At 40.9% G+C, this 15,187-nt stretch carries 12 protein-coding genes; 8 read left to right on the forward strand and 4 right to left on the reverse strand.

The annotated features are described in order from the left end of the window. Window positions 1–23 precede the first annotated feature (23 nt). The 3 genes from DXB58_RS05460 to DXB58_RS05470 all read right to left on the reverse strand — a co-directional run bounded on the left by DXB58_RS05460 (window position 24) and on the right by DXB58_RS05470 (window position 5,464). Complete coding sequence (locus DXB58_RS05460) at window positions 24–3,599, reverse strand: TonB-dependent receptor (RefSeq protein WP_122136157.1); 3,576 nt, start codon at window positions 3,597–3,599, stop codon at window positions 24–26. Between the two features lie 150 nt (window positions 3,600–3,749). After that, window positions 3,750–4,772: a FecR family protein gene (locus DXB58_RS05465; RefSeq protein WP_122136158.1), complete on the reverse strand. Its 1,023-nt coding sequence runs from the start codon at window positions 4,770–4,772 to the stop codon at window positions 3,750–3,752. A 119-nt stretch (window positions 4,773–4,891) separates the two neighbouring features. After that, window positions 4,892–5,464: an RNA polymerase sigma-70 factor gene (locus DXB58_RS05470; RefSeq protein WP_122136215.1), complete on the reverse strand. Its 573-nt coding sequence runs from the start codon at window positions 5,462–5,464 to the stop codon at window positions 4,892–4,894. A gap of 293 nt (window positions 5,465–5,757) precedes the next feature. Between DXB58_RS05470 and DXB58_RS05475 the strand changes: the two genes are divergently transcribed. From DXB58_RS05475 to DXB58_RS05510, 8 genes are all read left to right on the forward strand, one after another. Next, window positions 5,758–6,231 (forward strand): arginine repressor, encoded by a 474-nt coding sequence (locus DXB58_RS05475; RefSeq protein ID WP_122136159.1) that lies wholly within the window; start codon window positions 5,758–5,760, stop codon window positions 6,229–6,231. A 27-nt stretch (window positions 6,232–6,258) separates the two neighbouring features. After that, complete coding sequence (locus tag DXB58_RS05480; RefSeq protein WP_004299851.1) at window positions 6,259–6,837, forward strand: GNAT family N-acetyltransferase; 579 nt, start codon at window positions 6,259–6,261, stop codon at window positions 6,835–6,837. Between the two features lie 13 nt (window positions 6,838–6,850). Next, complete coding sequence (locus tag DXB58_RS05485) at window positions 6,851–8,059, forward strand: argininosuccinate synthase (RefSeq protein ID WP_074638841.1); 1,209 nt, start codon at window positions 6,851–6,853, stop codon at window positions 8,057–8,059. Beyond that, window positions 8,056–9,024, forward strand: coding sequence for an N-acetyl-gamma-glutamyl-phosphate reductase (gene argC / locus DXB58_RS05490; protein ID WP_122136160.1), 969 nt, complete (start codon window positions 8,056–8,058; stop codon window positions 9,022–9,024). Before DXB58_RS05485 ends, argC begins: the two co-directional genes overlap by 4 nt. A gap of 13 nt (window positions 9,025–9,037) precedes the next feature. Continuing rightward, window positions 9,038–10,159 carry an aspartate aminotransferase family protein gene (locus DXB58_RS05495; protein ID WP_122136161.1) on the forward strand — a complete coding sequence of 374 codons (1,122 nt, stop codon included), beginning with the start codon at window positions 9,038–9,040 and terminating at the stop codon, window positions 10,157–10,159. Window positions 10,160–10,296: 137 nt separating this feature from the next. Further along, window positions 10,297–11,070, forward strand: coding sequence for a pyrroline-5-carboxylate reductase (gene proC / locus DXB58_RS05500; RefSeq protein ID WP_122136162.1), 774 nt, complete (start codon window positions 10,297–10,299; stop codon window positions 11,068–11,070). A 39-nt stretch (window positions 11,071–11,109) separates the two neighbouring features. Further along, window positions 11,110–11,664, forward strand: coding sequence for a helix-turn-helix domain-containing protein (locus DXB58_RS05505; protein ID WP_074556740.1), 555 nt, complete (start codon window positions 11,110–11,112; stop codon window positions 11,662–11,664). Window positions 11,665–11,671: 7 nt separating this feature from the next. Beyond that, a complete protein-coding gene (locus DXB58_RS05510) occupies window positions 11,672–13,327 on the forward strand; it encodes an AMP-binding protein (protein WP_122136163.1) in 1,656 nt (551 codons plus the stop codon). A gap of 98 nt (window positions 13,328–13,425) precedes the next feature. On the opposite strand, the gene DXB58_RS05515 is transcribed toward DXB58_RS05510, so the two are convergent. Beyond that, entirely contained in the window at window positions 13,426–14,979 is a 1,554-nt protein-coding gene (locus DXB58_RS05515) for a glycoside hydrolase family 28 protein (RefSeq protein ID WP_122136164.1), read from the reverse strand. Window positions 14,980–15,187 lie beyond the last annotated feature (208 nt).

Raw genomic sequence — 15,187 nt, forward strand, 5'->3', positions numbered from 1 at the left:
ATTATCTTAGTTTTTATTTTCCATTAAAAAGTCACATCAATTCCAAATGAATAGGTCTTACTCATTGGATAGGAAGTCACGTTCGTATGACCACTTTTCCAACTTGTAGAAGCCCCAGCATGTTCCGGATCAATATAATTACTATGTAAAGGGCTGAATGTAAAAAGATTCTCTCCACTAAAATAAACCCTGACACGTTCCATGTGCAAAGCCTTTAGCCAAGTACGTGGCAAAGAGTAACCGACTGTTACATTTTTAAGACGGCAATAAGCCACATTTTGCAAATAGCGAGTATTAGGTTTAGACAACTCACGCGGATTAACATCCAATGCCACATAGCCTCTCGGACGTGGTAAATAAGCATTCGGATTATCTTCTGACCAAACATCTGCCAAGAAATCCTTCGGAATAAAAGTACAATAAGGACGGGCATAGGGGCCCCAGAACAGACTAGTTTCACCATTGGGATACCAATGTTGGCGACCGACGCCTTGCAACAAGGCAGAAAAATCAATTCCATTCCAATCTGCTGCTAACCTGACAGAATATGTATATCTTGGTAAAGAATTTCCAATCACTTTCTGATCCTTCACATCGTTTGCCGATAAAGTAGGAGAAATAATATTATCGCCATCCAAGTCCACATATTTCACATCCCCCGCATGGAGACCTTGAGATTTCACAGAAATATTCAATATATTATTTACATAACTCTGATTTACCGGATAGTTTTCAGCTTCTTCATCAGTTTTGAAAAGACCATCAACAACATATCCCCAAATCTCTCCCAATTGTTGTCCTTCATATGGAGTACCTAATGTTTTGTTATCATTGTTATACTTTGTCACTTTAGTCGTATTATCAGCCAAACCTAATACGACAGAATAATGGAACGCTTCTCCCTTTAGATTAAAAGAATCATTCCAACTAATCGATGCTTCCCAACCTTTCGTACGCAAGTTAGCAGCATTTGTTTTGGGAGAAGAAGCACCATATACATTCGGAAGATCCTTGGAAGCCATCAACATATCTTTCGTATCACGTACATATATATCAGCCGTCATATTCAAACGATTATCCAATATTCCGAAATCCAAACCGATATTTTTTGTAACGACCGTTTCCCAAGTGAAATCAGAAGCATTCGGAGCAGAGATACTAGCACCTGACGCTTTATTTTTATCACCAAAAGCATAAGAAATAGTACCACCAGAAGATATAGTCTGCAAATAGTCATAATATCCGACTTGTTGGTTTCCTAATGCTCCTAAAGAAAAGCGTAATTTCAAATTACTAATTTGTTTACGTAATGGTTCAAAGAACTTTTCTTCATTAATTCTCCACCCGGCAGAAACTGAAGGAAAAAAGCCATAGCGATGTCCCCGGGCAAACCGTGAACTACCATCATAACGTCCGCTAAATTCAAATAAATATCTATTTTTATAGTCATAATTCAAACGATAAAAAAGACCGAAAAGAGCATATCTATTTTTACCACCCGCAATACTCATTTCATCACCATTAGCTAAATTAAAATCAGTTAAATCTTCGGACAATAAATCATTACGTTGTATTTTGATGTCTTTAAAAAATTTAGTTTCATAGTTGACACCGGCAGTTGCACTTACATGGTGCACATCGGCAAATGTATTTGTATAATTTCCATAAATATTGTATGAATGAAACCAATCATGATTAGAACGTTCATAAAGAGTATTAAGGCCATAACCATCTGTTTTCCAAAGAACTTCTCCGGGTACACGTGAATATGGATAATTAGCACTACGATTCATTGCCGTATATTCATGTTGAGCAAACGAATAATTAGCTGTCACCGTTACATTCTTGACAGGTGTCATTACCGCCTCAAAGGTGGTATTAAAAAAGTAATTAGCATCTTCATTCTTGTGTTTACCATATTCAAGAATTGCACTAAGATCATTAGCTGGGCGATACCCTCCTGTAATAACTGTTGCATTCCCCATATATGTTCCATCCGGATTGATTGGAACAATAGAAGCTAAGGCATGCTTACTTATCGCATCAAAAAGATTGTTAATAGCACCTGGCCCCGGAAATGGATAAGAATCCTTTTTATATGACGTATTATTACTTATTTTCAACCATGGAGCAATCTCAATACTCACCTTGGAACGGAAATTGTATTTAGTGAAACTATCCGCATTTTTCCGAATAACTCCTTTCTGATCATAGTAAGCACCGGAAAGGAAATAGTGCACTTTCTTATTGCCACCACTGACACTAATATTGTGTTCCCATGTAGGCCGAGACTCATCCATGAAATAATTATACCAATCAAAGTTACCATAATATTTATATTCACCATCTTTGATAACTACCCACGGTCGTTCCGGATTTTCCGTTTTATCATTACGCCGGATCCACATCTCATAATAATCTTCATCATTATAATTCGTATAGTTAGAACCTTGATAGGTAGAATAAAACATATCATTGATAGCCGCCGAATAATAACCGCGAGTCTCAAAATCTCTGGAAACTGTAGGCGAGCCAAAGCTATAACGTCCGTTATAAGAAACACGTGTTTTACCATCATTACCAGATTTTGTTGTAACCAAAATTACTCCATAAGCTGCACGCGCCCCGTATACAGCTGCCGAAGAAGCATCTTTCAATACACTAATAGACTCCACATCATTGGGATTCACTGCATCGATAGTACCTTCTACACCATCAACTAATATCAAAGGCGTGGCACTACTACTGATAGAATTGATACCACGAATATTTATGCTACCCCCCTGTCCCGGACGACCGTTAGAAACAGTAACATTCATATTAGGAACAGCTCCTTGAAGTAGTTTAGACAAATTATCGGCCGAACGTCCGATTACTTGTTTATCGTCAACCACAGCAACAGCACCCGTCAGATTGATTTTTTTCTGTGTACCATATCCCACAACAACTACTTCTTCCAAGACCTTGGTATCTTCTTCCAATGTAATAATCAAAGTTTTACCATCCTCGACTTTTACCTGTTGGTCTTTATAACCAATATATGAGATATTCAATACATTAACCTTTCCTTCTTCTCCGTTTAAAGAAAAATTTCCGTTTACATCACTCACCGTTCCTCTATTACTTCCCTGTAGAGCAATTGTAACCCCAATCAACGGTTCACCGTTCGTATCAACGACCTTACCTGTAATCTTCTTCAAATTTCCATCAGGCGCAAATCTTTTACTAGACAAAATTATGCTTTTATCAAGCACTGAATAAACGACGTCACTTCCTTTAAAAACCTCATCTAGAATTTTAAAAATATTCTGTTTATTGACATTAATAGAGACACGTTTATGTACATTAACCTGCTGACTGTTAAAGAAGAATACAAAGTCAGTCCGCGATTCTATTATTTTCAAGACGGTTTCAATCGTTTGATTATTGACTTTCAAGTCAAGGACCGCATTTTGCGCATAAGTATTTGTCGCACGAATGCATCCTATCGAAACACATAGCATAATAATTAATAATCTCATAGGCAATGGAATTCCTTTTAAAGTTGCTGTCAGTAGCCTTTTAATCCCAAGAATTTGGATACTACAATGTTTTTGCATAAATTTGTTGTGATTTTAATTAAAAATAAAGTTAACTGTACTTGTTGGCAAACAAGTAAGGCTAAATGATTTTTTATATGGGAAGAATAGTGCTATATTTTTCCCATATTTTTTGTTTAAGGAGGGAGTGTTTTCATAGTTCTTTTTTGTTTAATAAATTTCTATTATTGTTTTCTCTTTCACAACACCGTTGTCCAATGCCGATTCAAGGTATCTGTATCTCACTCCTGAAGCTATTTTGAAGTGTTCCAAGATCTTATCCAGACGTTGATTAATAAAAGTACCTGTAAAGCAATATTTCTTTAATAATGGATTAACAATACGGAACTCTACGTCAAAACGCTTGCTCAAAGTTCTTAAAGCATCTTCAAGCGGAGTATCTCGATAAATGATCCTTCCACTTTTCCAAGCAATATCAGATTCAACAAAAGTAGTTGTACACAAAAGTTTCTCATCCAATAAATTATAAATCACCTTCTGTCCGGGTTGCATACTATAAGTAGCCTCCCTGCCTTTCTGCTGACAATGGAATTTTACTCTACCTGTCACCAAAGTAGCAGCTACAAACTTATCATCCGGATAAGCATCCACGTTAAATTCAGTACCTAAAACCTCTAATTCAATCCCCTTTCCTACATCGACTAAGAATTTCCGTCCATTATCCTTTTGCACTGAAAAATAAGCTTCTCCTAGCAATTCAACCTTTCGATATTCTCCTTCAAAAGACACTGGATATTTTAGATAAGAAGCAGAATTCAGCCATACCCAAGTACCATCCGGTAACTCCACTTTTGTCATCATCCCCGGATTAGACCGAATTTCGACATAACGATCATAATTTTTATCTTGATTAAATACAAAATAGAAGAAAGATAAGAATAAAGGAATAAATAATACAGCTGCTGCTCTTATCCCCCATTCCCACCAGTTTATTTTCTTCTTTTTTGACAATCTCTTATCCAGCTTCACCAATGCCTGTTTAGGATCTATCTGCTTCACGGTATCTATTATATCTGTTACGTGGTGTATGTAACAAATCTGTTTAGCTATTTTTCTGTTTTCTTCAGAGAGGGAAATCCAATTTTCTACCTCTTCTTTTTCTTTCTCTCCTAGTGTACCGGAAAAATAAAGGAGTAAAAGAGCCTCATCTATATTTTCATGTAATTCCATCATCTTTTATGTTCATTTTATTAAGAAGACGGAATACTTCAATTAGCCCCTAAACAAAAATGCAACTTTTTTAATTAAAAGCTGCATTTTTATTTTAAGACTCAAAAACGAATCAGCTATCCTTAGAGAAAATAAGGGAATATGATTGTAATCAACGGTAAATAGTCTTTTAGTTCTACACGTAAAAGTCTCAATGCTTGCTGGATACGATACTCCACTAATTTTATGGAAACATTTAATTCTTTCGCAATCTCTTTATATGTTTTATCTTGATAACGGCTCATCTCAAAAGTTATACGATAGGAGTCCGGCAATCGCATCACGGCCTTTTCTATTTTCGCCATCAATTCCTCCACTACATAAAAATCAGGATCTTCAAAACTTGTCTGCATTTCTTCAGCAAACATATGCTCATAACAACGTCTTTTTGTCTGATTCTTACTTATTAAATCCAAGCATCTGTTTCTGACCGCCATAAACAAATAACTTCGCAAAGAAGTTTCTATGATCTGGAATTCTCTGTTTTCCCATAGCCATGTCATGATATCCAAAACAACTTCTTCAGCATCTTCTATAGGAATATAGTACTTCCCAAAGGCACATAGTATGGAATAATACTTCAAAAATAAAGTATCAAAAGCCTTTCTATCTCCTTTTCTAAAAAGAGAATAAAGCTCAATATCTTCATCTATCACACGATTTGTCTCCTTGTTCACTTTACAAACTTGTCTTCTTATTCACTTTACAAATTTATATATTTAATAACCCTTGAACAAACAATTGCATCTTTTTTAATAGACAATAAAAAAAGTCAGCACAAAATGAAGCAATAAAGAAACAACTTTGTTACATATACCCACATATATCCTGATTATATCACTATCCCTTTCTAAAGTATTTTTCACTTTTATGCAAAAAAACTTTGGTTTTATGCATCTTTTCTCCGAAATAATGCATACTTTTGCGCCATTCTTAGAATAATTATACAATGAAGAAGAAAGCAAATCGGTTAGACGCCATCAAAATGATTATCTCAAGCAAGGAGGTCGGTTCGCAGGAAGAACTGCTGCAAGAGCTGAACCGCGAAGGCTTCGAACTGACACAGGCCACCCTCTCCCGCGACTTGAAACAATTGAAAGTAGCCAAGGCTGCCAGTATGAATGGAAAGTACGTATATGTACTGCCGAACAACATTATGTATAAACGTTCTACCGACCAGAGTGCCGGTGAAATGTTACGCAACAACGGATTTATCTCTTTGCAGTTTTCCGGTAACATCGCCGTTATCCGCACCCGTCCCGGTTATGCCAGCAGCATGGCTTATGACATCGACAACAATGAATTCAGTGAAATTCTGGGAACCATTGCCGGTGACGATACGATCATGTTGGTGTTGCGTGAAGGAGTTTCCATCAGCAAAATACGCCAGCTTTTGTCACTCATCATTCCCAATATCGAATAATTATACCTATTATTATATAATAAAGAAATGGACACTCAACAAATAGATGTTATGGTAGCCGACGCCTCACATGAGGTTTACGTTGACACTATTTTGGAAACTATCAGAAATGCTGCCGCCGTACGAGGAACAGGAATTGCGGAACGCACACACGAATACGTAGCGACAAAGATGAAAGAAGGTAAGGCGATTATTGCTCTTTGCGGTGACACTTTCGCCGGATTTACCTATATCGAATCATGGGGAAACAAGCAGTACGTGGCTACTTCCGGTTTGATCGTTCATCCCGATTTTCGTGGATTAGGGCTGGCAAAGCGTATCAAACAGGCTTCTTTCCAACTGGCACGTCTCCGATGGCCGAAAGCAAAAATATTCAGTCTGACCTCCGGAGCAGCTGTCATGAAGATGAATACCGAACTGGGTTACGTACCTGTCACCTTCAACGAATTGACAGACGACGAAGCTTTCTGGAAAGGATGCGAAGGATGCATCAACCATGATATTCTGGTAGCGAAGAACCGTAAATTCTGTATCTGTACAGCCATGCTGTACGATCCGACAGAGCCGCGGAACATTAAAAAAGAACAAGAAAGAAATAATATTTAAAAGATACAGCACTATGGAAGAGAAGAAGAAAAAAGTAGTGGTGGCATTCAGCGGCGGACTGGACACATCGTTCACCGTCATGTACCTCGCCAAAGAAAAAGGTTACGAAGTATATGCAGCTTGTGCCAATACGGGTGGTTTCAGTGAAGAACAACTGAAAACAAACGAAGAAAATGCTTACAAACTGGGAGCAGTAAAATATGTAACGCTGGACGTTACTCAAGAATACTACGAAAAGAGCCTGAAATACATGGTTTTCGGAAATGTACTGCGTAACGGTACTTATCCTATTTCAGTCAGTTCCGAACGTATCTTCCAGGGGCTTGCCATCGCCCGTTATGCCAACGAAATCGGTGCGGACGCCGTAGCGCACGGTTCTACCGGAGCCGGTAACGACCAGATCCGTTTCGATATGACTTTCCTCGTACTGGCTCCGAACGTGGAAATTATCACATTGACCCGTGACATGGCATTGAGCCGTCAGGAAGAAATCGATTACTTGAACAAGCATGGTTTCAGCGCAGACTTCACTAAACTGAAATACTCTTATAACGTCGGCTTATGGGGTACTTCCATCTGTGGCGGCGAAATCCTCGACTCTGCACAAGGACTGCCGGAAACAGCTTACCTCAAACATGTTGAGAAAGAAGGCAGCGAACAGCTCCGCCTGACTTTTGAAAAAGGGGAACTGAAAGCGGTCAACGACGAGAAGTTTGACGACCCGATCAAAGCCATCCAGAAAGTGGAAGAGATTGGCGCAGCATACGGTATCGGCCGTGATATGCACGTAGGCGATACAATTATCGGTATCAAAGGCCGTGTAGGATTCGAAGCAGCCGCCCCGATGTTGATTATCGGCGCTCACCGTTTCCTTGAAAAATATACATTAAGCAAATGGCAACAATATTGGAAGGATCAAGTAGCCAACTGGTACGGTATGTTCCTTCACGAAAGTCAATACCTGGAACCGGTGATGCGTGACATCGAAGCCATGTTGCAGGAAAGCCAGCGCAATGTGAACGGTACAGCGATCCTCGAACTTCGCCCTCTTTCTTTCTCTACCGTAGGTGTAGAATCGAAAGATGACTTGGTGAAGACTAAATTCGGAGAATACGGTGAAATGCAGAAAGGCTGGACAGCCGAAGATGCAAAAGGCTTTATCAAAGTGACCTCTACTCCGCTACGTGTTTACTACAATAACCACAAAGACGAAGAGATATGATTAAAGCAGGAATCATTGGTGGCGCAGGATATACAGCAGGCGAATTAATCCGCCTGCTACTCAACCATCCGGAAACTGAAATCGTATTTATCAACAGCAGCAGTAATGCCGGAAACAAGATTACCGACGTACACGAAGGTTTGTATGGAGAAACAGATTTAAGATTCACCGACCAGTTACCTCTGGACGAAATCGACGTGCTTTTCTTCTGTACCGCCCACGGCGACACAAAGAAGTTCATGGAAAGTCACAACATACCGGAAGACCTGAAGATTATCGACCTCTCCATGGACTACCGTATCAAAAGTGATGACCACGACTTTATCTATGGTCTGCCGGAACTGAATCGTCGGGCCACTTGTACGGCGAAGCACGTAGCCAACCCCGGTTGTTTTGCTACCTGTATCCAGCTTGGTTTGCTTCCGCTTGCCAAAAATTTGATGCTGACAGACGACGTGATGGTGAATGCCATTACAGGAAGTACGGGAGCCGGAGTGAAACCGGGTGCTACCAGTCATTTCAGTTGGAGAAACAACAATATGAGTGTGTACAAAGCATTCGACCATCAGCACGTTCCGGAAATCAAGCAATCGCTGAAACAGTTGCAAAACAGCTTCGATTCGGATATTGACTTCATACCGTACCGTGGTGACTTCCCTCGCGGTATCTTCGCGACATTGGTAGTCAAGACCAAAGTAGCACAGGAAGAAATCGTTCGTATGTATGAGGAATATTATGCTAAAGACTCCTTCGTACACATCGTAGATAAGAATATTGACTTAAAACAAGTCGTTAATACTAATAAATGCCTGATACATCTGGAAAAGCATGGTGATAAGCTATTGATTATCTCTTGTATCGACAACTTGCTGAAAGGCGCCAGCGGACAAGCAGTTCATAACATGAACCTGATGTTCAATCTGGAAGAAACCGTAGGACTACGTTTGAAGCCTTCAGCTTTCTAAAAACAGAAGAATTATGAATTTATTCGACGTATATCCTTTATACAATATCAACATTGTCAAAGGTGATGGCTGTAAGGTATGGGACGAAAACGGAACAGAATATCTGGATCTCTACGGAGGTCATGCCGTTATCTCCATCGGACATGCACATCCCCACTATGTAGCGATGATTAGTAACCAGGTGGCTAAACTTGGTTTCTACTCAAACTCCGTCATTAACAAGCTCCAACAAGAGGTAGCCGAACGACTGGGGAAGATTTCCGGTTACGAAGACTACAGCCTGTTTCTGATTAACAGCGGTGCCGAAGCAAACGAGAATGCACTGAAACTTGCTTCTTTCCACAACGGACGTACCAAAATTGTCTCTTTCAACAAAGCATTCCACGGACGTACATCTCTTGCAGTAGAAGCGACCCACAATCCTTCCATTATCGCTCCTATCAACAATAACGGTCATGTCACCTATCTCCCGCTCAACGATATAGAAGCGATGAAACAGGAATTGTATAAAGGAGACACCTGTGCTGTTATCATTGAAGGAATACAAGGGGTAGGCGGTATCAAGATACCGACCACCGAATTTATGCAGGAACTCCGCAAGACTTGTAGCGAAACAGGAACCATCCTGATTCTGGATGAAATTCAGAGCGGATACGGACGTAGCGGCAAATTCTTCGCTCATCAATATAATGACATCAAACCGGATATCATCACTGTAGCCAAAGGAATCGGTAACGGCTTCCCGATGGCAGGTGTCTTAATCAGCCCGATGTTTAAACCGGTATACGGTCAGTTGGGAACAACTTTCGGAGGAAATCACCTGGCATGTTCGGCAGCTCTCGCTGTGATGGATGTCATTGAACAGGAAAATCTGATAGAAAACGCGAAGGCAGTAGGTGATTACTTACTGGAAGAACTGAAGAAATTCCCGCAAATTAAAGAGGTGCGCGGACGCGGACTGATGATCGGACTCGAATTTGAAGAACCGATCAAAGAACTGCGCAGCCGTCTCATCTACGACGAGCACGTATTTACCGGAGCAAGCGGCACGAACGTACTTCGCTTGTTACCCCCTCTCTGCCTAAGCATGGAGGAAGCGAAAGAGTTCCTCGCCCGGTTCAAAAAAGTACTCTAACCGCTCATTTGATTAATAAACAGCCAACGATAAAAGCAGCCTTTATTAGAAATTTATTTCTTATTTTGGCTGCTTTTTGTTTTTTCGTAATTAACTGTTACCTTTGTCTGTAACAACTCATTAAAAAATAAGCGTATATGAAAATAGCCATCATCGGTGCAGGAAACATGGGCGGTTCAATAGCCCGTGGCCTGGCAAAAGGAAGTCTGATAGACGATTCGGATATCATTGTATCCAATCCCAGTGCCGGAAAACTAGAGAAACTGAAAAAAGAATTTCCGGGCATCTCCACCACCAACAATAATCCGGAAGCGGCCACAGGAGCAGACATCGTCATTCTTGCTGTCAAACCGTGGTTTATGGAACCGGTGATGCGCGAGTTGAAATTAAAAAGCAAACAGATACTCATCTCGGTAGCTGCCGGCATCAGTTTTGAAGAACTGGCTCATTATGTCGTAGCACCGGAAATGCCCATGTTTCGCCTGATCCCGAACACCGCTATCAGCGAACTGGAAAGCATGACGCTTGTTGCCGCCCGCAACACGAATGATGAACAAGACAGCTTCATCCTCCGGTTGTTCAGCGAGATGGGAACAGTGATGCTTATCCCCGAAGATAAAATAGCGGCAGCTACTGCATTGGCATCCTGCGGTATCGCTTACGTACTGAAATACATTCAGGCAGCCATGCAAGCCGGAATTGAAATGGGACTCCGTCCTAAAGATGCCATGCAGATGATAGCCCAATCCTTAAAAGGAGCGGCCGCACTGATTCAGAACAACGACACCCACCCCAGTGTAGAAATCGACAAGGTAACCACTCCGGGCGGAATCACGATCAAAGGTATCAATGAATTGGAACACAACGGTTTCACCTCCGCTATTATCAAAGCCATGAAAGCATCCAAATAACACCATAGAATTATTAATCATAAAATACTAACCACTTGTATGAATGAACAAATTAAACAGATAGCAGAACGCCTCCGCGGATTACGTGATGTATTGGAACTGACCGCAGAGGATATCGCTCGCGATAGTGACATTTCTGCTGAAGAATACCGGCTTGCGGAAACAGGAGACTATGATATCTCTGTCAGCATGTTACAAAAAATTGCTCGTACGTATAATGTAGCTCTCGACGCCCTGATGTTTGGCGAAGAACCTAAAATGAGCAGCTACTTCGTGACCCGTGCCGGTAAAGGTGTCAGCATCGAACGTACCAAAGCTTATAAATACCAGTCACTGGCTTCAGGATTCATGAACCGCACCGCCGATCCGTTCATCGTTACCGTTGAACCGAAAGCAATCGACGAGCCGATCCATTATAACAAACATAACGGACAAGAATTCAACCTTGTTATCGAAGGACGTATGCTTATCAACATCGAAGGCAAAGAAATCATCCTCAACCAAGGCGACAGCATTTATTTTAATTCCAAACTTCCACATGGCATGAAAGCGCTCGATGGTAAAACGGTACGTTTTCTGGCAGTAATTATGTAATAACATCATGGTAGAAAGATTTTTATCACAGACCTCTTTCAGTTCACAAGAGGACTTTATCAAAAACTTAAAAATAAACGTCCCGGAGAATTTCAACTTCGGTTATGACGTAGTAGATGCCTGGGCAGCCGAACAACCCGACAAGAATGCTTTGCTTTGGACAAATGACAAAGGCGAAAGCCGCCAATTCTCATTTGCAGAGATGAAGCGTTACACGGATATGACCGCTTCTTACTTCCAAAGTCTGGGTATCGGCCGTGGCGACATGGTGATGCTGATTCTGAAACGCCGTTATGAGTTCTGGTATAGCACCATTGCTCTCCACAAATTGGGGGCAACCGTAATTCCGGCTACTCACCTACTGACCAAGAAGGATATTATCTATCGCTGCAACGCTGCTGATATCAAAATGATTGTAGCTGCCGGCGAAGGAATCATCCTGCAACATATCAAAGATGCTCTTTCCGAATGTCCCACTGTAGAAAAGTTAGTCAGTGTCGGTCCGGAAATTCCGGCAGGCTTCGAGGATTTTCATCAGGGCATCGAGAACGCTGCTCCGTTTGTACGTCCCCGCCATGCGAACACTAACGACGACATCTCTTTGATGTATTTTACTTCCGGCACTACCGGTGAGCCCAAGATGGTGGCACATGACTTTACTTATCCGTTAGGTCATATCGTTACCGGTAGTTTTTGGCACAACCTGGATGAAAACAGCCTTCATCTCACCATTGCCGATACCGGTTGGGGAAAAGCAGTATGGGGAAAACTCTACGGACAGTGGATTGCCGGAGCCAATATCTTTGTCTACGACCACGAGAAGTTTACCCCGGCAGCTATTCTGGAAAAAATCCAGGAATATCATGTCACCTCTCTCTGCGCACCTCCTACCATCTTCCGGTTCCTGATTCACGAAGACCTGACAAAGTTTGATTTATCTTCACTCAAATACTGTACCATTGCCGGAGAAGCATTGAACCCCGCTGTATTTGAAACTTTCAAGAAACTGACAGGTATCAAACTGATGGAAGGTTTCGGACAAACAGAAACAACCCTTACCATCGCCACCATGCCGTGGATGGAACCGAAACCGGGAAGTATGGGGCTACCGAATCCTCAATATGACGTAGATTTGATCGACCATGAAGGTCGCTCTGTTGAAGCCGGTGAGCAAGGACAAATTGTAATCCGCACCAGTAATGGTAAACCTCTCGGACTTTTCAAAGAATACTACCGGGATGCGGAACGTACTCACGAGGCTTGGCACGACGGAATTTATTATACCGGTGATGTTGCCTGGAAAGACGAAGACGGATACCTGTGGTTTGTCGGTCGCGCAGATGACGTTATCAAGAGCTCCGGCTACCGCATCGGCCCATTCGAAGTGGAAAGTGCATTGATGACTCATCCGGCTGTTGTGGAATGTGCCATTACCGGAGTACCCGATGAGATTCGTGGTCAGGTGGTAAAAGCTACGATTGTTCTATCTAAAGATTATAAGAATCGTGCTGGAGAAGAACTGATTAAGGAGTTACAGAACCATGTGAAGAAAGTGACTGCTCCTTATAAATATCCGCGTGTGATTGAGTTCGTGGAAGAACTTCCGAAGACTATCAGTGGGAAGATTCGTCGGGTGGAAATCCGAGAAAACGATAACAAGTAAGGTATAAACAACCAACTAGCCAATAAAAGAACGATATTACAGACAATGTAATATCGTTCTTTTCATATATACCGAACAACAAAAAACAACAGGTAATATTATAATTCCGGCTCATTGGAACTTTCTTTTTTCCAATAATTATTCCCCTCTATAATACGGCTGTTGTTAGCTTTATAAAATTCCTTCACAGGAATCATCTGAAAGCAACCATTAATAATAGCATTATCAACATCATCAAAAGTAATAATTGCCTGCTGATCGGCAGGATACTTTGACCGGACATTATTCAGAATGATTTGCTTACATTTACTGAATTGCCACGGTGAACCAGTCTGTGAAGAGAAGTCCACATTATCAAAGTGAATATCTTCAGCCATATCAACTATAAATCCAATTTCCGCTTTCATATTCATATTGGAGAACGACAGGTCTTGTACAGGCATTTCTTCAATACCCTTAATGTAGCCAATCTGCTTGATGTCAGATCCCGTTATATTACTCAAATGAATATTCCTAAAAACAGGAGTACGCTCACTGACAGGTTCCGTCTTTGATTCTTTATCATAAAACAAATCAAAAATAAATGCATTCCGCTGAATATTCTTCATGACGATATTATCCACTCGAAGCTCCTCCACTACTCCACCTCTTCCACGCGAAGACTTCAGACGAATACCGGAATCCGTACCATCAAAAACGCAATTAGATATGGTGACTCGTCTTACACCACCAGACATTTCACTGCCAATCACTACACCTCCGTGTCCGGAAAGCATAACACAATTAGTTATCGTTATATTCTCACAAGCCTTTCCATATTTTCGTCCATCTGCATCACGCCCCGACTTAATCGTGATACAATCATCTCCCACACTGATAAAACAATCTGAAATACGAACATTCCGGCAAGAAGACGGGTTTATTCCATCCGTATTGGGTCCTTTCGGATCTTTCGAAGGATTATTAATTGTCACTCCATGCACCGTTACATTATCACAAAAAGCTGGGTTTATCGTCCAAAAAGGAGAATTGATAATCTTCACATTCTCTATCAACACATTAGCGCATTCATAAAACTGGATAAAAGGAGGACGAAACATCCGGCGTTCTAAAGAAGGTTTATAATAATCAGATATTTCCAGATTTTCATTAGCTTCCACCCACATTTGTTGTAACTTGTTCAAAGATGGTAGCTTTCCCCCATTCCTTTTAATCAACTCACGAGTCTCTTTTTCCCAAGCCCACCATTTAAAACCATTTCCATCCAATGTTCCACGTCCGGTGATTGTCAGGTTGTCTGCACCTTTCGCGTAAATCAAAGGAGAAAGAGTATTCATCACTGTGCCCTCCCAACGTACCGTAACGAAAGGAAGATAATCTTCAAAACGATCCGAGAAACGAAGAGTAGCTCCCGATTCTAAATAAAGAGTTATATTACTCTTCATCTGAATAGTAGCAGTCAGATAAGTCCCGGCGGGAAAATACAAAGTTCCCCCTCCTTCAGAAAAAGCTTTTTCAATCGTTTGGTTTATTAATCTTGTACAAGATTCCATACCCCGGGGGTCAGCTCCAAGCTGCTTCATATCAAAGGTACGCGACCACATGGTTGCGGTTACTATAAGTCCTACCACACAAATAAATAAACGTTTCATATATAGTTTTCATTTTAATATTACCAGTTTCAATTGTCAAAACAAAAGTACGATGTATCTCTGCTCTTTATAGGGTAATATTTGTGCTTGATAGAGGATAGGAGGGTGGATTAAATATGCAAAAGCGTGCATTTTATGTTCAATCACGGTTTTATATTTCCTTTTTAATCCGGTTTTACTTATTTTTGCTCTACACATAAAAAAGAAT

Origin of the sequence: Bacteroides sp. OM05-10AA (assembly GCF_003439055.1) — a bacterium.
Classification (GTDB): domain Bacteria; phylum Bacteroidota; class Bacteroidia; order Bacteroidales; family Bacteroidaceae; genus Bacteroides; species Bacteroides intestinigallinarum.